Here is a 17,899-nt window from a genome sequence, read left to right on the forward strand (position 1 = left end):
CACTATCCGTGCGACTACCTAGCGGGGTGCGACCGGGTTTCCCGGTGCAGTCGAAAGTCAGTCGTGGTGCGGCTTCCAGAGGGCACTACGTACGAACACGTAGTGCCGCTCCGGGCGCCGGTTCGACTCAGTTCTGGCGGGTTTCGAAGGCCTCGTCGAAGAAGTCGTGCATCATGCGAAAGGCGCGCTTCGCGGCACGTTCGTTGTACAGGCAGCCGGGACCTGAATTCGCATCCGGCTCGGCGAAGCAGTGCACCGCGCCGCCGAGGTTCACGAACTGCCAGTCGATGCCGGCGGCCTGCATTTCCTTGGTGAAGGCGTTGATCTGGTCGGCCGGGACGTAACTGTCGTCGGCGCCGTTCAAGGCCAGCACCTTGGCTTTCACCTCGCCGGGTTTCGCCGGCAGATCGGTCGCCAGGTTGCCGTGGAAGCTGACCACGCCGGCAATGTCGGCGCCGCTGCGCACGAGTTCGAGTGCGCTCGCGCCGCCAAAACAGAATCCGATCGCGCCGAGTTTCGCGCGGTCGACCGGTGCGTCCTTCGCGTTCGCCAACTGGTCCAACGCCGCGTTCACGCGTGCGCGCAACGCCGCTCGGTCGGCATACATCGCACCGGCCGCCTTGCCGGCTTCGTCGGCATCGGCTGGACGCGTGGCGGTGCCGTACACATCGGCGACCAGGATGACGTAGTCCTTGCCGGCGATGGCCTTGGCCTTCTCGACCTGACTGGCGTTCACGCCCATCCAGTTCGGCACCATCACCAGGGCCGGTCGCTGGGCCGGGCCGGCATCGTCATACACCAGAACGCTTTCGATCGGGGTGCCGTCGACCTCGTAGGACAACGTGCGGGTCTGGATTTCGGCGTGCGCGACGATGGTCGAGCCTGCGAACAGGCAGGCGGCATACAGGGTGTGGCGCATGGCAGCTCTCCGGGTTGGGGCTGGGAATCTAGCAGGCCTCGTCCTGACGAACGTCGCTGCCGCATTCACGGTCGAACGGTTATGCTCCGCCACCTTTGCATCCTCGGACGCCGCATCATGCGCTTATCGTTTTCGCTGCTGTTCGCCCTCTCGATGATCGCCGCGACCGCTTCCGCCGAGGCGCCGGGGCCGAAGCCGGAACAGGTCATCGCTTATCGCCAGTCGCTGTTCAAGACGATCGTCTGGAACTTCCTGCCGATGGGCGCGATGGTGAAGGGCAACAAGCCCTGGGACAACTCGGAATTCAAGCGTCGCTCGATCGCCGTCGCCTTCGCCGCCGTGCAGCTGGACGAGGCTTTCGCGGCCGGTTCGGACAAGGGCGCGGTCACCGATGCGTTGCCGGCGATCTGGCAGCAGCCGGAAGACTTCGCGGCCAAGCTCAAGGCCTTTCAACGGACCTCGAACGCACTGCGTCTCGCGGCTGCTGGTGGTGATCAGGACAGGATCAAGGCCGCATTCGGCGACGTGCGCCAGGCCTGTGGCGCCTGCCACGAGAAGTATCGCGCCGAGTAGTCAGCTACTGGCCCAGCGCAGCACCGCGTAGACCGCGCTGGCACTGAGCAAGAGCCAGACCGCGGCGCGTACATTGGACACGATGCGCGGCGCATTGGTCGTGATCTCGCCTCGCCCGTGCAACATCGGGCCGATCAGGCGCTTGCCGCGCCGCTCCTGCCACAGCACGGCCAGCACATGCAGCAGGATCAGCCAGGGCAGCACATCGCCGAGGCGACGGTGCCAATGCGACGCGAAGCGGATGCTGAGGTCGTCCAGTCGTGCCGCCAACGGCCCGATGGCATCGATGTCGTCGCTGGTCGCGAGTCCGGTCAAGCTCATCGCGAGCAGCAGGAGCAGCATCAGCACGACCGACCAGCCGCCTGCGGGATTGTGCGTGGCGCCTGCATTGCGCGCGCCACGCAGGTAGGCGACGACTGCTCGCGGTCCGCGAACGAAACGCACGAAGCGTGCGCTGTCGCTGCCGACGAAGCCCCAGGCGATGCGAAACAGCAGCAAGGTCAGCGTCGCGTAGCCGGCATAGAAATGCCATTGCAGGTCGAACCAGCCGAACTTGCCGCTCGCGTATTGCGCAACGACGAGCAGCAGCAGCGACCAATGGAACAGGCGGGTCGGCAGGTCCCAGATCAGGTCGCCGCGGGCCTTCATGCGATGCCGAGTCCGTGTATGTCCGTGATCGTGCACGGATCGTAGCCGGCGAGTTCCGCGAAGTGGCGGCCGCGTTCGGCGTAGTCGCGAAACTGGCCGAAGCTCGGTGCGCCGGGCGACAGCAGCAGTACGCCGCGGGGCCCGAGCGCGGCACGCGCCATTGCACAGGCCTCGTCGAGGCGCGTCGCGCGCTGCACGATCGCGGCGAGTCCGTGTGCGGCAAGTGTGTCGGCGATGCGCGCACCGTTCGCGCCCATGGTCACGATCGCGCGTGGCGGGTGAGCGGCGACCGCGCGCGCGAACGGCGCCCAGTCGAGCCCGCGTTCATGGCCGCCGAGCAGGATGGCGACCTCCGAACCCGCGAAATGCGCGAGCGCGGCCAGCGCGGCCTGCGGCGTCGTCGCGATGCTGTCGTTCACGCAGGTGACGCCGTCGCGCGTACCCAGTGTCTGCAGTCGATGCGGCAACGGCGTGAAGCTGCGGGCATGGGCCGCAAGGGATCGCGCGTCGAAGCCGGCGGCCTCGATCGCGGCAAGCGCGCCACACAGATTGAGCGCGTTGTGGCGGCCGGGCAGGGGCAGGTCGGCGATGGCCAATACGCGTTCCGAGCCGGCGCAGAGTTGGCCTTGATCGAGATGCCAGCCTGCGGTCGCGCCGAACCAGCGCACGTCGCCGCGAGTATCGAGTGCCGCCAGCGTCGCATCTTCCGCATTGAGCACGGCAATCGTCCTGCCGCGGTCACCGAGGATGCGCAGCTTGTCGGCGACGTAGCGTGCGCCCGAACGATGCCAGTCGAGATGCTCCTCGATCAGGTTGGTGATCAGCGCGACGCGCGGGTTGGCGGCGAAGTCCTGGGTCTGGAAGCTGGACAGCTCGATCACATGCGCGGCGACGGTGTCGTCCTCAGGCAGATCGAGCAGGGGCAGTCCAATGTTGCCGGCGAGTGCGGTGCGATGTCCGCCGGCGCGCAGCAGATGGGCGATCAGTGCGGTCGTCGTGCTCTTGCCCTTGGTGCCGGTCACCGCGACCGTGTTGGCAATGGGATGCTCGGCGAACCAGATCGCGCTGCCCGAAGTGAAACGCACGCCGGACGCGATGGCCTCGGCCACCGGAGGCTGGTACGGCGACACGCCTGGTGACTTGATCACGACATCGAAGGCGGTCAACGCGTCGACCGTCGCGGGCGTGGCGTCGATCGTCAGTCGTGCATCGTTCAAGGCCCGTGCATCGGGCGCTTCGTGGCCGCTGCAGAACAGGTGCAAGGCCTGTTCTGGCAGGTGACTGCGGAAAGCACGGCACGCGGCGCGTCCTTCGGCGCCGAACCCGAGTACGGCGACGCGTCGACCGGCGAGTTCAGCCCAGCGCATCGAAGATCCGCTGCAGCCGCTGCGGCAGGAAATGCGGGCCATCGGCGCTCATCAGGGGCGCAAGATCGAGTTCGTGCGGATCCAGCATCGGCAGGATCTGCTCGCGAAAGCGCGCGACCAGTGCATCCTCGCGCCACTCCGCACGCGTGGCGAGCGCCGCCAGGGCCGCGCGCGACTCGCGGCCTTCGCCGACGCATTCGAAGGGCTTGTGCGCGCCCACTTCGAGCAGGGCATCGAAGTCGGCGGCGAGCGCGAGGTCGTCGAGCAGGTTGCGACCGAAGATCGCAACGAGTCGCGTTTTCGGCAGAAAGGGCGACAGCGCCAGGAACACGAAATGGCATTTCGGGCATTGTCCGCACCAGCGCTCCGCCGGCCTGTCGCCGAGGATGCGGAAGTTGCGATTGCAGCTCGAAAATACCTCGTGATACTGCGACAGAGGTGCAAACAGCCGCGTCACCGCCAGTTCCGACAGCGGTCGCAGCGCCGAGAAGTAGTCGAGGTCGGCGGCCACACGCGTCTGCACGTGCGCACGGAACGCGCGCTCGAAGTCGATGCCCTTGCTCCACTGGTGGTTTACCGCGAAACCGTCGTGCACGAAGTTGGCGCTCGATGCCGAGCGCTCGTTCGAGAACGCGATCGCATCGAAACCATGCAGGATCGCCGCGCAGACCAGAATCGCGGAATTGATCGCGGTCACCGGGATATGGCCATTCCAGGCGCCGTTGCGATTCATCTCGAACAGCAGCGGCGAGATCTGGCGGTCGATATTGAGGCGCGGCAGGCCACTGCGTTCGACGCAGGCTGCGATCAGCGGCGAGCGTCCGACCCAGGTCGCGGTCATCGGTTCGTGCGCGGCGCGCAGCAATTCGACGGTGACCAGCGAATCCTTGCCGCCGCCGATGGGTACCAGCGTACGCCGCGGCAGCCCGATGTGCGCCGCTGCGGTCGGTACATGATCGTCATGCGGAAAGCGGATGCGCCCGCGCAGGTCGAGCCCGTTGCGGTGCGCGAATTCGCCGAGGCCATGCAGATAGATCGAGTCCATCAATGCGGCGAGATCAGGGTCCAGCGCCTCGCCCGCAACGACGATGCGCTCCGGCACCGCGGCCTTGTAGTAGCTGATGCCGGCGATCAGGTGCAGCAGACGCAGTGCCTCCGAGCGAACGCGGCTTCACGGCCGGGCGTGATCGGCAACGTGTCGTCGGCGAACCGGATGGATTCGATCAAGTCCGGGCCATCGTCGAAGCGATAGACCAGCGATGCACTCGCCGTCGCGGCGTCATAGTGCGCACGGACGAAATGAAAGGCCTGCGCAGCGCGCGGCGATTCGACAAAGTTCACAGCATCACCTCATCCGCCGCGGCGCGCCGGTTGTAGTTCGAGGCCATGACCGCGCCATAGGCGCCGGCCTGGGCGATCAGAAAGATGTCGCCGACCTCGGTCTGCGGCAGTGCGCGTTCGCCACCGAGGATATCGCCGCTCTCGCAGATCGGGCCGACGATATCGGCGCGCATCGTTTCGGGCGCGTCGATCCGGGTCAGATTCAGGATCGGATGATGCGCGTCGTAAAGCGCCGGACGCAGCAGATTGTGCATTCCGGCATCCAGCCCGATGAAGTGGCGGCCGTATTTCTGCTTGATCGCATTGACCCGCGCCAACAGCACGCCGGCTTCGGCCACGAGATAACGTCCAGGTTCCATCCACAGTTCGTATTGCGGATGCGCCTGCTTGATCGTTGCCAGCAGTTCGCCGACCCGCGCCAGATCGAGCATGCTGTCGTCGGGATGGGCGGCGATGCCGAAGCCGCCGCCGATGTTGAGTGCACGCACGCTCGGCACCTGCTCGGCCAGCGCCAGCAACTCCTGATAGACGCGACCGAAATGCGCGGCGTCCAGGATGCCGGAACCGAGATGCGCATGCAGCACGCCGATGCGCAGGCCATGCTGTTGTGCCATGCGCGCGGCTTCGCCGAGCTGATCGACGCCGATGCCGAATTTCGATTTCGCACCGCCGGTGCGGACCTTGTCGTGATGGCCATGGCCGCTGCCGAGATCGATGCGCAGCGAGATCTCGCGTCCCGCCAGGGACTCGCCGAGTTCGGCGAAGCTGTCGAGCCGTTCGATGGTCAGCAGGGCATCGCTCTCGGCGACGCGCAGGTAATCATTCCGGTGCGCCATGTTCGGCGTGAAGAGCAGACGTGCGTCCGGACAGGTCGCCTGCGCATGTTCGATCTCGCCCGGCGATACGCATTCCAGAGCGAAGCCGGCGTCGACAATCGTGCGCAACACCGCAGGGTGTGCATTCGCCTTGGTGGCGTAGAACCAGCGGTCGACCGCCGTGATGCCTCGCAATTGCGTGGCGCGGGCTCGGATCGTGTCGCGGTGATAGACGTAGCGCGGCGTGCGCTCGGCAGCGAGCGCGAGCAGGACGTCGCGCTGCGAATGCCACCAGTCCAGGGTCATCGTTGCGGTCGTTCGATACAAGGACGTCCAGCTCGGGCCGAACACGCGGCCGTCGTCGGCACGCAGGGCGCCGCCCTTGACCAGGGCCTCATGGATTCGTGGCACCAGTCCATCGGCGCGCGCTTCATCGACCACGAAGGTCAGGTTCAAGTCATTCGAACTTTGCGAGATCAGATGGATCGGCATCGCCCCGAACACGTTCCAGACCGGGCCGAGTTTCCCGAGCAGCGAGCGGATGCCGCGCCCCACCAGCGAGATCGCCGTGCACGGTCCGATCACCTTGACCCGGCAGATCGTCGCGAGGTCGGCGCACAGCGCCTCCAGCACGTTCGAATTGACCAGATTCTCGGTCGGGTCCAGCGAGATCGTCACATTGGTCTCGGACGAGCCGATCATGTCCACCGACAGGCCGTGCTTCTTGAACTGCGCGAACACATCCGCGAGAAATCCGACCTGCTGCCACATGCCGACGGATTCCATCGACACCAGCATGATGCCGCGGCGCGAGCTGATCGCCTTCACCGACAGGACGTCGCGCGGCACCTCGTCGCTGATCACGGTGCCGTCGAATTCGGGATGTTGCGTGTCCTTGATCCACATCGGCACGCGCGACTCGCGGACCGGGCCGATGCAGCGCGGATGCAGGACCTTGCCGCCGGTGGTCGCGATTTCCTGCGCTTCGGCGTAATCGATGCACGAGAGCAGCCGCGCCTTCGGGACCTGGCGCGGGTCGGCCGAAAACATGCCGGCGACATCGGTCCAGATCTCCACGCGGGCGGCGCCGAGCAACGCGCCCAGATAAGCGGCCGAGGTATCCGAACCGCCGCGGCCAAGAATGCAGGTGGCACCGTCGGCATCGCTGCCCATGAAGCCAGGCGCGACGAAACAATCCGCCTGGCCGGCCAGTTCGCGCACCCGGTCGGGATCGCCCTTGATGATGCAAGACACCGACAGCCAACGGGCCCAGTCGCTCTGGTTCGGGCGTTGCTCGACCTTCAGCCACTGGCGCGCGTCCAGCCAGCCGCAGCGAAGCCCGGTCGAGGAGAGGAACGCGGCGCCGAGCGAACTGGAGATCAGTTCACCCATCGACAGCAATTCGGCCTGCCAGCGGAATTCGCCGCGGCGGGTGGGCGCCTGCTGCGCGAGGGCGGCCAGTCTGTCCAGCCAGGCCAGGGTCGCGGTGGGGGGGGCGATCGCGAGTTCGGCGATCAGGTGCAGGTGCTGGTCGCGGATCGAGTCGGTCTCGGCGGCGAGCTCGGACAGCGACAGGTCACGGTCGATGAGGGCCTGCAACCGGTTGGTCAGCCCGGACACCGCCGAGACCACCACGACGGTGCGGAATCCGTCGGCCACCCGTTCGCGCGCCAGATCGGCGATCGTCCGCCAGCGCGCCGCAGTCGCGACGCTCGTGCCGCCGAACTTCAGCACGGCCCAGGGAACCGAATGGGGCGCAGGATTGGGCATCGACACGGCGTCGCACTCTGGAAAGCCAAGAATTTCCGGATGTTATCGATATCGAACGGCCTGCGGCGGGCGAAAAGCGGGCGCGCATTGGCTGCCAAAATCGTGCGTTGGCATCGATCCGGACTGTTGTGTTTGCGCTACAAAGCGTTGTTTTGCTGCGACGCCGCATTGCACGAGGCCATATTTACAGATTTTTAACGACCATGTTAACGTCGACCGCACGTTGCAAAAGCAGCGGTACGGTGTCGTGGCGAATCAGGCGCGGCGCCGAAGGTTAACCCTATTTTGGAGGTGTCCAAGTGATCCAACGCAATCAATTCAAGCGCTCCGCGCTGGCCTTCGCGATCGCGATCGCGACCAGTAGTGCGGTCATGGCGCAAAGCTCGGTCGGTACCATCAACGGTCACGCCGAAAGTGGCTCGACTGTCACCATCGAAAATCTGGCCACGGGCGCGAAGCGCTCGGTGTCGCCGAACAGCGAAGGTCGATTCTCGTTCACGCAGCTGCCGACCGGTCGCTACAAGGTCACCAGTGGCAGCCAGACGCGCGAAGTCTCGGTCAACGCCGGCGTCGGTACGCAGGTTGAAATGGGTGCGACCGAGCTCGAAGGCATGGTCGTGACCGGCGAATCGATCAACCCGATCGACTTGAGCTCGGTCGAATCGGCGACCGTGTTCACCGCTGAACAGCTGCAGAAGATTCCGGTCGGCCGCGACGTCACCAACGTGGCGCTGCTGGCGCCGGGTACCGTCAAGGGCGACACCGGCTTCGGCAACCTGGCTTCGTTCGGGGGTTCGTCGGTCGCTGAAAACGGTTACTACATCAACGGTTTCGACGTCACCAACATCCGCACCTTCCTGTCCTATGCGACCCTGCCTTTCGAGGCGATCCAGGAGCAGGGCGTGAAGACCGGCGGCTACGGCGCGGAATACGGCCGTTCGCTCGGTGGCGTGATCTCGATCGTGACCAAGCGTGGTTCGAACGAGTGGAATTTCGGTGCCAGCGCTTACTGGTCGCCGAGCAGTCTGCGTGAAGCCGGCAAGGACGTTCTTTCCCGCGATCCGGATCGTGCGGGTTCCGATGACCCGCTGTATGTCTACCGTTCGTCCAACGAAAGTGATGACCTGAAGGTCAATCTCTACGGCGGCGGCCCGCTCATCCAGGATCGCCTGTTCTTCTTCGGCATGTTGCAGGCCGCAGACGACACCATCGACAACTACGGCAGCCAGACCAGCGAATCGACGAACTACGACCAGCCGAACGGCATGGTCAAGCTGGACTGGAACATCTCGGACAATCACATGGTGGAATTCACGGGGATCTACAACCGTGACGATTACACCCAGCGCTCGTACACCAGCGATTCCGAGTTCTACACCACGTTCCATGACGATCTGTTCACGGAACGCAAGTACGAATCCGGCGGCGAAGTCTATACCGGCCGTTACACGGGTTATCTGACGGACAACTTCACCCTGTCGGTGACCGGCGGCTACCTGATCAACATCAACAACTACCTGACCAATCCGGATCAGTCGATCATCGATTGCGCGACGGCCTACGATTCGTTCGACGGCGGTCTGGAATACGTCGGTTGCTGGGACGAACCGAACTTCGGCGCCGGCGGGCCGCGCGATCCGAACTTCGGTCCGGACGAGGACACCCGCAAGGCGTTCCGTGTCGACGGCGAATGGCTGCTGGGTGACCATCAGATCCGCTTCGGTATCGATCGCGAGAAGTTCACCTCGGGTCATGGCGGCAACAGCTCGTATTCGGGCGGCGCCTACTACCGTTACTTCACTGCGCCGGGTGGCAACCTCAACTTCAACGGCACGGTCGTGAATCTCGCCGCGGGCACCCGTTACGTGCGCATGCGCACCCGCGATACCGCCAGCGCCTCGTATGACGTGATCAACGAAGCCCTGTACCTGGAAGATTCGTGGCAGGCCACGGACAGCCTGCTCGTCTACGGCGGTCTGCGTGCGGAAACCTTCGAAAACCTGAACGGCATCGGCGAGACCTTTGTCGAATCGGACAACCTGGTTGCTCCGCGCCTCGGCTTCTCGTGGGATGCGGCGGGTGACGGCAGCGTCAAGGTCTTCGGAAACGCCGGTCGCTATTACATCCCGGTGGCGACGAACACGAACATCCGTGCCTCGGGTGGCGAAGCCACGGGCCAGGCGTTTTACCTCGTGACCGGCTATGACCAGTTCGGCGCGCCGGTCGGTCTGGGTGCTCAACTTGGCCAGACCGCGCTGGATGACACCATCACCAATCCGGTCAATTCCGCGACCGTTGCGGACAAGAGCTTGAGCCCGATGTATCAGGACGAGTACATCATCGGTACTCAGTTCGCGTTGGCCGACAGCTGGACCTTGGGCGTCAAGGGCATCCGTCGTGAAGTGAAGGACGGCATGGATGACTATTGCGGTCACCAGGCTGCGCTGTCGTGGGCCGAAGACAATGGCTACGGCGACACCTTCGATCCGGGCACGCAGGCACGTTGCTTCCTGATCAATCCGGGCAGCAGCGCCGACATGGCGCTCGATCTCCACGGCGACGGCAATCTCGAAGTGGTCACCATCGACGCGTCGTACTTCGGCCTGCCGAAGTATCAGCGTTCCTACAACGCACTCGAGTTCTTCTTCGAGCGCGCTGGCGGCGACAACTGGCAGATGCAGGGTTCGTGGACGATCTCGCACAGCTACGGCAATGTCGAAGGCTACGTCAACTCGTCGCTGGAACAGGGTGATCCGGGCCTGACGCAGGACTTCGACCATGCCTTGTTCGAAGACGGCGCATTCGGCGACCTGCCGAACGATCGTCGTCACGCGCTCAAGCTGTTCGGCTCGTACCGGTTCACCGACGAATGGTCGGTGGGCGGCAACCTGCTGGTCCAGTCGGGTCGACCGGTCAACTGCCAGGGCTATATCCCGCAGGATGACCCGTCGATTGGCATCGACGACGACTACTTCCCGCTGTATGGCGCGTCGTCGTTCTATTGCCGCGACGAAGCCGGCAACCGAGTGCTGACGCAGCGCGGCTCCTATGGCCGCACGCCGTGGACGCGTACCCTGGATGCGACGGTGGCCTATTCGCCGAACTTCGCGGACCAGAAGCTGACGTTCCGTGCGGACGTGTTCAACCTGTTCGATGCCGATACCGTGACCGAGTACAACGAAGTGGGCGATCTCACGCCCAATACGACGGACTTGAGCCCGGAGTTCCTGAACGACGTCAATTTCCAGACGCCGCGTTCGGTTCGCTTCTCGGTCCGTTACGACTTCTGATCACGTTGACCTGACGAGTGTTCTTGCTCGAAACCCCGCGGAGCGATCCGCGGGGTTTTTTTTGGCCCATTGAAAAAGCCCGCAAGTTGCTGCGGGCTTTTTCTTCAACGCTTGCCGAGCGTGGCCGTCAGGGGATCGCGGACACTTGCACCGCGACGCGGATGGTGTCGCCGGGATGATGGTCGGTGCGGGTGCGATAGACGCGGCCGTTGTAGTCGTAGGCGACGTCGTAGCCGACCACGCGCTCTTGCTGGCGATATTCGGTGCGGGTGTCGCAGCGCTGCTCGTAGTCCTGCACGTAGCGGCCGCCGGTATCGCGATAACGGCCGCGATGCGACGCATCATGCGCGATGGCGCCACCGATGACGGCGCCTGCAATCGTCGCGGCCTTGCGGCCGTCGCCATGGCCGACCGTGTTGCCGAGCGCGCCGCCAATCAGGGCGCCGAGCACGGTCGCGCCGGCGCGGTCATCGCGGCTGCGTCGCTCGTAGCGATAACGCGGCTCGTAGCGTTCGACCGGTTCGTTCCAGCAGACATCCCGTGATTCCGGCTCGTCGATGTATTCGATGATCGGATCGACCGAGACGACCCGCGCGACATCGTATTCCGGTGCCTCGTCTTGATAGGCAAAGGCCCCTGTCGAAGCAAGGGCCAGGGTAAGCAACGAAACCGATTTCAGAACCGCACGCATGACTTTCTCCTGTGATGACATCTTGCGTGGTCACGATGCTGGGGTCGGCGCACTGAATTCGTTCTGAATCGGACCGGTCAGGCGCGAAGCGCCCTATCGGACATTCAGCTTCGCAGTCGCGACCAGGCCAGCACGCGGGTCGCCACGGCGGCGGCATCGCGGCCCAGCAGCGGCCCGACGTGGCTGGCGCCGCGCAGTTCGAACACGTCCGCGCCCAGCGCCGCCGCGAGTGCGCGCGTCGTCGTCGCCGGCACATCGTCATCCATGCCGCTGACCAGCATCAGTGCCGGCGATGTCGGCAGAGGGATGCCGCAACGGCTCGACGCGGCTGCCAGCACCGCACCGGATTCATTCCGCCAGCGCCGCCAGGCGAGCTGCCAGGTCGAGGCATCGGCATCAGGCAGTGCGGTCGCGGTCGAGATCAGCGACGCGCTGCGCTGCCAAGCCACCTCGGGCGACCAGTGTTGCTGCAGCACGGGTACCCCTGCGATGTCGGCCGGGGGCATCGGATTGACCAGCACCAGTCGGGCTGACGCGACCTCTGCCGCACAGGAGAGGGCGAGCAAGCCGCCGAGGCTGGCGCCGATGATCAGGCTCGGTTGGACGCTGCGGATCCAGTCGCGAACCTGGCGTTCGTAGTCATCGAGGCTGGTGTGCACGAGGCCGCCTGGCGACGGCATCAGGTCCGGTGTCGACACGCGCCAACCCGCGGCCGTGAACACCCGCGACCACACGGCCCATTCCCAGCCACCACCCCCGGCGCCATGGATCATCAGCACCGATTTGACCTGCATCACCGACTCCGATTCGTTGCCGCGATTCTCGCATTCCGGGCTTGACCATCGCTGGGCCGAGGACGACGATCAAGCCCTGATCCTGCTTTCGATCACCGCTTGGTGGCCCCGAACGTCAGCGCTCGCCGCCATCAGGCCTCTACGCCTGGGAGGGCTGCGCAATGCCTGCATACCGCACCGAGCACATCCGCAACATCGCACTCGTCGGTCATTCCGGCGCCGGCAAAACCACCTTGTTCGAAGCCCTGCTGCATGCCGGCGGCACCCTCCAGACGGCAGGTTCGGTCGAACGCGGCACGACCGTGTCCGACTACGATCCGATGGAGAAGGAACGCCAGCACTCGATCCAGAGCGCGCTCGCGTCGATCGATCACGGCGGTATGCACGTCAACCTGTTCGACACGCCGGGTTATCCGGACTTCCGCGGCCCGACACTGTCGATCCTCGGGGCGGTCGAGACCTGTGCCGTCGTGGTCAATGCCGCGCTCGGCATCGAGCACAGCACCCTCCGTCTGATGGATTACGCCAAGGCGCGGCGACTTTGCCGGCTGATCATCGTGCACAAGATCGATCATGCCGACAGCGATCTGGAACTGCTGGTCGAGCAATTGCGCGAGACCTTTGGTTCGGAGTGTCTGCCGATCAATTTGCCGGCGAAAGGCCGCTCCCAGGTCGTCGATTGTTTCTTCAATCCGAGCGGCGAATCCGATTTCTCGACCGTCGCCGACGCGCACCAGCGCATCATCGACCAGGTCGTCGAAATCAACGAGAACGTGATGGGTCATTACCTCGAAGACGGCGAGGCCGGCTTGTCCGGGCAGGAATTGCACGACGCCTTCGAGCAATGCCTGCGCGAAGGACATCTGATCCCGATCTGCTTCGTTTCGTCACGCAGCGGCGCCGGCGTGAGGGAGTTGCTCGATCTGTTCGAGAAGCTCATGCCGCACCCGGGCGAAGCCAATCCGCCGCTGTTCGTGAAGGGCAGCGGAGCGGAGGCGGAACCGTTCCGCTCGGAGCCAGATCCGAAGCAACATGTGATTGCCGATGTCTTCAAGATCATCAACGATCCCTTTGTCGGCAAACTCAGCGTGTTCCGCGTCTATCAAGGCACCGTCCGGCGCGATACCCAATTGTTCGTCGACGACGGCAAGAAGCCGTTCAAGGTCGGGCATCTGTTCAAGCTGCGTGGCAAGGAACACGTCGAGATCGAGGATGCCATTCCCGGTGATATCGCCGCGGTGGCGAAAGTCGACGAGATCCATTTCGATGCGGTCCTGCACGATTCGCATGACGAGGACCAGATCCGCCTGAAGCCGATCGATTTCCCGCAGCCGATGTTCGGGCTCGCGATCGAGCCGGCGACGAAGGGCCAGGAGCAGAAGCTGGCGACCGCGCTGCACAAGCTGGCCGAGGAAGATCCGTGCTTCCGCATCGAGCACCACAAGGAATTGAACGAGACGGTGATCCGCGGCCTCGGCGAACTGCATCTGCGGGTGATGCTGGAACGCATGAAGGAGCGCTATCAGGTCGAAGTGAAGGCGCGACCGCCGCGCATCGCCTACCGCGAGACCATCAGCGCCCGGGCGGACGGCCATCACCGCCACAAGAAGCAGACCGGCGGCGCCGGTCAGTTCGGCGAGGTGTTCCTGCGGATCGAGCCGATGGGTCGCGGCGAGGGCTTCGATTTCGTCGATGAAACCGTCGGCGGCTCGATTCCGGGCCAGTTCCTGCCGGCGATCGAAAAGGGCGTGCGCCAGGTGCTCGATCATGGCGCCGTTGCCGGCTACGTGCTGCAGGACGTGCGGGTAATCGTCTACGACGGCAAGCACCATCCGGTGGACTCCAAGGAAGTCGCCTTCGTGTCGGCCGGCAAGAAGGCATTTCTGGATGCCATCGGCAAGGCGCGGCCAATGGTGCTTGAGCCGATCGTCAATCTCGATGTCGAGGTGCCCGACCACTGCATGGGCGACGTCACCGGCGGGCTCGCCACCAAACGCGCGCGCATCAATGGCACCGATGCCGGGCGCGGCGGCGAAATCATCATCAAGGCCCAGGTGCCGCTCGCGGAAGTGACCGAGTATTCGAACGAACTGAAGGCGGTCAGTGGCGGCCGTGGCCGCTACGCGATCGAGTTCAGCCACTACGAGGCGGTGCCCGGCAACATCCAGAAGCAGTTGACCGAGGCGTACAAGCCGCGGGTCGAGGAGGATTGACTTGGCCTCGGTCGCCACGGAAGCGCCGCTCTTGCTCGACGCCCGACTGCGTTTCCCTGTCCACGCGCTCCCCGACGAGCGCGTGGTCTGGGTCGGCATCGCGGTCGGTGTCGCCTACATCGCCGCGATGATGAGGGTCATGGTCGGCATCGGCTTGATCGTGCTGGTGTTGACCATGCCGTTGTGGGGAATGGCCATTGGCGGCGACGACCGCTGTCGGGTGCCCGTCGATTCCGAAGGCAAGGCCGCCAGATATCGCGATTGCACGGCTCAGGAGCGGGTTGAGGACATCGAGTTTCGACGAACGCTGTGGCGCAAGGCGATCCATCTCGGTGCGGGCGGATTCGGAGTCGTCGCAATCGGGAGCGGATTGGCGTTGCTGCTCCGCAGGCGGCATCTGGTCTATGTCGTGACCAATGAACGCGTTGTAGTGCAGGATGGCTACCTCGGCATTCGCCTGGACACCATCGACCTGGATCATGTCGTGTCGATCACCGCAAAGGCGGACTGGATCGACCGCTGGTGTCGCATCAAGTCGGTCAGCGTGACCGTGCCGGGCCAGAAGGCTGCAATCTTGCCACGGGGCGCGATGCTCGCGAACGCGATCGAACTGTGGGGGCTGCCGGAGAACGATCCGGCGTTGTCGCAGCTGCTCAACGTGTGGCTGCCGCGATCGCGCGGCTAGGCGCGCTTGATCACCCGGATCAGCGCGATCAGGAGGACGGCGCCAAGGGTGGCGCTGAGAATGGCACCGAGAATCCCGCTCGGCAGGAATCCGAAGCGGCCGAAGACGAAACCGCCGACGAACGCACCGACGACGCCGACCACGATATTGCCAACCAGACCGAAGCCGCCGCCGCGGATCAGTTGGCCGGCGAGCCAGCCGGCGATCGCGCCGATGACGAGGAAGATCAGCAGACTTTCGATGGTCACGGCGGAGCTCCGAAATTCGGATTGGTGGCCGCCGCGGCAAAGCGCTTCGGAACCTTGTCGTCGTCGAGCAGTCGTTCGATGCGCGCGAACAATTCCGGTCGCGAGAACGGCTTCTTCATGAAGTCGTCGGCACCGATGCGCTGTGCGTAGAACTGTTCGGTCGCCTGCTCGTTGCCGCTCATCATGATCACCGGAATCTGCTTGGTGCCGGGTTCGCGGCGCAAGGTGCGCAGTGCGGTGAACCCGTTCATGCCGGGCAGCACGATGTCGAGAAAGATCAGGTCGGGACGTTCCTGACGCGCGATCTGGATGCCGGCCTCGGCCGTTTCCGCTTCGAGCACGAGGTACTGGTTCTGTTCGAGATAGCGACGCAAGACCGCGAGCACGGTCGTCGAGTCGTCGATCACCAGGACCCGGGTGCCTTCGCGGGCGCCGACGCGATCGGATTCGCGTCGCTCCGACCCTTTCCGCACGGGCGTCGACGCGCCGGCTGCAGCCGGGCGAGGCGTGTTGCCGCCGCCGAACAGCCGCTTCAGAAAACCGAAAGGATTCATCCAACGCCCCCGATGACCATCATTCTTCCTGCCGGACGACCGGCGGACCCGTCGTGCGGGCCGCGCCAGTGTCTCAGAGCGGCCGGTCCGGTCGCAATCGGAATCGGGCAGCTGGCGTCATTTGACACCGTGCATGCCCCGATTCAGGAACGGCACGGCGACGAAGGCGATGGCGGCGCAGACCAGCCCGCCGACGGTGAGTTGCCAGAAATAGTCGCCATAAGTGTTGGCTGCGTTGACCCAGGCCTCGGTGTGCTCGACCACGGCGCCGCTGTCCTCGATCGAGGCGAGGGTGCCGAGCTTGGCGGCCAGCAGTTCCGAGAACGCGGTCGCGAGGAACCAGGTGCCCATCATCAGGCTGACCACGCGTGCCACCGACAGCTTGGTCACGGCCGACAATCCGACCGGGTACAGGCAGATCTCGCCGATCTGCAGCACGCCATAGGCCAGCACCAGCCACCACACGCTCGACCAGGTGCCGGTTTCCGCCGCGGCACGGGCCGCCAGCATCAGCGGTACGAACGACAGTGCGCCGAACAGCAGGCCGAGTGCGGTCTTGGTCGGCGTGCCGGGGTTCAGCCCACGCTGGTCGAGCCACGCCCAGAGCAGGGACAGGGTAGGCGCCAGGCTCAGGATGAACACGCCGGAGATGAAGGTCAGCGATCCCGCCGTCTGTGGTTGCAGCACGATGATGCCGATCACCAGCAGCATGGTCACGACCGATGCGATCAGAAACAGGGCCGTGGGCGCCTTCGTGCCCGGTGCGCGGTCCTGCCATTCGCTGCAGAGCACGAACGCGGCCGGCATCAGTAGCGTGGCGACGACGAAGTAGGACAGCGGCAGACCGCCCTGCACGATCATCGACGGGAAGAAGTCCTTGGTCAGGATGCGGTCGGTGAACACCACCCAGGAACCGTAGGTCTGCTCGTACAGGGTGTAGAAGATCAGCGCGAAGAAGATCAGCAGCATCAGCGCGATCATCTGGTGGCGTTCGGTCGACGTGCATTCGCGCAACACGAAGCGGGCGAACCAGATCAGCACGACCGTCAGCACGGCCAGCATCAGCATTTGAGCGAGGGTCAGGTCGAGTCCGATATCGAGCGTGAAGGCATCGTTTCCGGTGGCCCACATCAAGGCCGCAATGGGCGCCAGCCCGAGCAGCGAACCGAGATAGATCGCCCATTCCCGGCGCAGCCCGGCAAAGACCGGCTCGCGCAGTTTTTCCGGTGCGCTCGCTTCGGCGTGGCCGTCGAGATACTTCTGGCCCCAGATGAACATCGCGAGGCCGGCAATCATGCCGATGCCGGCGGCACCGAAGCCGTACTTCCATCCGTAGGTTTCACCCAGCACGCCGCAAACCAGAGAGGCCAGCATCGCGCCGAGGTTGATGCCGGCATAGAACAGCGAGAAACCGGCGTCGCGGCGCGGGTCGCCTTCCGGATACAGCTTGCCGACGATCACCGAGATGTTCGGCTTGAGAAAGCCGACGCCCATGATGATCAGCGCCAGCGAGAAGTAGAACACCCACAGGGCTGCGGTATCGCGCACCACGGTCTCGCCGACCTTGCGCGCGGCCTCGCCCTCGAAGGCCATGCCGAGATGGCCGAGCACCAGCAGCACGCCACCGAAGATCACCGCCTTGCGCAGTCCGAGGTAGCGGTCCGCGAGCAGGCCGCCGATCACCGGAATGCAGTAGACGAGTCCGCCATACGCACCGAGCAGATTCAGGCCGCCGGTATCGCCGAACAGGTGGTACTTGGTCAGGTACAGCAGCAACAGCGCCTTCATGCCGTAGAACGAGAAGCGCTCCCACATCTCGGTGAAGAAACAGATGTAGACGCCCTTCGGATGGCCGAGGAAGTCGGCGCTCGTGCTGCTCATCGCAAGTCCTTGATCAGATTCCGGGAACCGGAGTCGCGGGAGTATGCCCGCCACGGCTTGACCACGGCCAGTCCCGTAGCGCTTGGTGACCGGGCCGCGCGCGACTACGA

General features: G+C 64.7%; 13 protein-coding genes and 1 pseudogene. 4 read left to right on the top strand and 10 right to left on the bottom strand.

The window, feature by feature from the left end:
- Window positions 1–127 precede the first annotated feature (127 nt).
- The gene (locus tag IPP28_06400; protein ID MBL0040672.1) at window positions 128–919 is read right to left on the bottom strand and encodes a dienelactone hydrolase family protein; all 792 of its coding nucleotides are present in this window, start codon (window positions 917–919) and stop codon (window positions 128–130) included.
- A gap of 117 nt (window positions 920–1,036) precedes the next feature.
- Between IPP28_06400 and IPP28_06405 the strand changes: the two genes are divergently transcribed.
- Entirely contained in the window at window positions 1,037–1,492 is a 456-nt protein-coding gene (locus IPP28_06405; GenBank protein MBL0040673.1) for a cytochrome c, read from the top strand.
- Here IPP28_06405 and IPP28_06410 read toward each other — a convergent pair whose 3' ends face one another.
- From IPP28_06410 to IPP28_06425, 4 genes and pseudogenes are all read right to left on the bottom strand, one after another.
- Complete coding sequence (locus tag IPP28_06410; protein MBL0040674.1) at window positions 1,493–2,140, bottom strand: cytochrome b/b6 domain-containing protein; 648 nt, start codon at window positions 2,138–2,140, stop codon at window positions 1,493–1,495.
- The gene (locus tag IPP28_06415) at window positions 2,137–3,507 is read right to left on the bottom strand and encodes a UDP-N-acetylmuramoyl-L-alanine--D-glutamate ligase (protein ID MBL0040675.1); all 1,371 of its coding nucleotides are present in this window, start codon (window positions 3,505–3,507) and stop codon (window positions 2,137–2,139) included. Before IPP28_06415 ends, IPP28_06410 begins: the two co-directional genes overlap by 4 nt.
- Window positions 3,494–4,848, bottom strand: a pseudogene (locus IPP28_06420) (endonuclease domain-containing protein). The gene IPP28_06415 and the pseudogene IPP28_06420 overlap by 14 nt, the downstream one beginning before the upstream one ends.
- Window positions 4,845–7,433, bottom strand: a complete 2,589-nt coding sequence (locus tag IPP28_06425) for a bifunctional aspartate kinase/diaminopimelate decarboxylase (GenBank protein MBL0040676.1) — start codon at window positions 7,431–7,433, stop codon at window positions 4,845–4,847. The pseudogene IPP28_06420 and the gene IPP28_06425 overlap by 4 nt, the downstream one beginning before the upstream one ends.
- Before the next feature lie 299 nt (window positions 7,434–7,732).
- On the opposite strand from IPP28_06425, the gene IPP28_06430 reads away from it, so the two are divergent.
- Complete coding sequence (locus IPP28_06430; protein MBL0040677.1) at window positions 7,733–10,723, top strand: TonB-dependent receptor; 2,991 nt, start codon at window positions 7,733–7,735, stop codon at window positions 10,721–10,723.
- A gap of 127 nt (window positions 10,724–10,850) precedes the next feature.
- Here IPP28_06430 and IPP28_06435 read toward each other — a convergent pair whose 3' ends face one another.
- Together IPP28_06435 and IPP28_06440 are read right to left on the bottom strand one after the other, a co-directional pair.
- A complete protein-coding gene (locus tag IPP28_06435) occupies window positions 10,851–11,414 on the bottom strand; it encodes a glycine zipper 2TM domain-containing protein (protein MBL0040678.1) in 564 nt (187 codons plus the stop codon).
- Between the two features lie 104 nt (window positions 11,415–11,518).
- On the bottom strand, window positions 11,519–12,208 hold the full coding sequence (locus tag IPP28_06440) for an alpha/beta hydrolase (protein ID MBL0040679.1): 690 nt from the start codon (window positions 12,206–12,208) through the stop codon (window positions 11,519–11,521).
- Between the two features lie 161 nt (window positions 12,209–12,369).
- Between IPP28_06440 and IPP28_06445 the strand changes: the two genes are divergently transcribed.
- Together IPP28_06445 and IPP28_06450 are read left to right on the top strand one after the other, a co-directional pair.
- Window positions 12,370–14,421: an elongation factor G gene (locus IPP28_06445; GenBank protein ID MBL0040680.1), complete on the top strand. Its 2,052-nt coding sequence runs from the start codon at window positions 12,370–12,372 to the stop codon at window positions 14,419–14,421.
- Window position 14,422: 1 nt separating this feature from the next.
- Complete coding sequence (locus IPP28_06450) at window positions 14,423–15,106, top strand: PH domain-containing protein (GenBank protein MBL0040681.1); 684 nt, start codon at window positions 14,423–14,425, stop codon at window positions 15,104–15,106.
- Here IPP28_06450 and IPP28_06455 read toward each other — a convergent pair.
- From IPP28_06455 to IPP28_06465, 3 genes are all read right to left on the bottom strand, one after another.
- Window positions 15,103–15,354, bottom strand: a complete 252-nt coding sequence (locus IPP28_06455) for a GlsB/YeaQ/YmgE family stress response membrane protein (GenBank protein ID MBL0040682.1) — start codon at window positions 15,352–15,354, stop codon at window positions 15,103–15,105. The two genes, IPP28_06450 and IPP28_06455, sit on opposite strands and share 4 nt — an antisense overlap.
- Entirely contained in the window at window positions 15,351–15,908 is a 558-nt protein-coding gene (locus IPP28_06460; protein MBL0040683.1) for a response regulator, read from the bottom strand. The genes IPP28_06455 and IPP28_06460 overlap by 4 nt, the downstream gene beginning before the upstream one ends.
- Before the next feature lie 117 nt (window positions 15,909–16,025).
- Entirely contained in the window at window positions 16,026–17,789 is a 1,764-nt protein-coding gene (locus IPP28_06465; protein ID MBL0040684.1) for an MFS transporter, read from the bottom strand.
- Between the last annotated feature and the right edge of the window lie 110 nt (window positions 17,790–17,899).

The sequence above is a fragment of the Lysobacterales bacterium genome (assembly GCA_016721845.1).
GTDB lineage: Bacteria > Pseudomonadota > Gammaproteobacteria > Xanthomonadales > Ahniellaceae > JADKHK01.

Excerpts from the sequence above, each read along its gene's own strand:
- IPP28_06440 (MBL0040679.1), bottom strand. The coding sequence starts at position 12,208 with ATGCAGGTCAAATCGGTGCTGATGATCCATGGCGCCGGGGGTGGTGGC.
- IPP28_06405 (MBL0040673.1), top strand. The coding sequence starts at position 1,037 with ATGCGCTTATCGTTTTCGCTGCTGTTCGCCCTCTCGATGATCGCCGCG.
- IPP28_06425 (MBL0040676.1), bottom strand. The coding sequence starts at position 7,433 with ATGCCCAATCCTGCGCCCCATTCGGTTCCCTGGGCCGTGCTGAAGTTC.
- IPP28_06400 (MBL0040672.1), bottom strand. The coding sequence starts at position 919 with ATGCGCCACACCCTGTATGCCGCCTGCCTGTTCGCAGGCTCGACCATC.
- IPP28_06460 (MBL0040683.1), bottom strand. The coding sequence starts at position 15,908 with ATGAATCCTTTCGGTTTTCTGAAGCGGCTGTTCGGCGGCGGCAACACG.
- IPP28_06415 (MBL0040675.1), bottom strand. The coding sequence starts at position 3,507 with ATGCGCTGGGCTGAACTCGCCGGTCGACGCGTCGCCGTACTCGGGTTC.
- IPP28_06465 (MBL0040684.1), bottom strand. The coding sequence starts at position 17,789 with ATGAGCAGCACGAGCGCCGACTTCCTCGGCCATCCGAAGGGCGTCTAC.
- IPP28_06435 (MBL0040678.1), bottom strand. The coding sequence starts at position 11,414 with ATGCGTGCGGTTCTGAAATCGGTTTCGTTGCTTACCCTGGCCCTTGCT.
- IPP28_06410 (MBL0040674.1), bottom strand. The coding sequence starts at position 2,140 with ATGAAGGCCCGCGGCGACCTGATCTGGGACCTGCCGACCCGCCTGTTC.
- IPP28_06445 (MBL0040680.1), top strand. The coding sequence starts at position 12,370 with ATGCCTGCATACCGCACCGAGCACATCCGCAACATCGCACTCGTCGGT.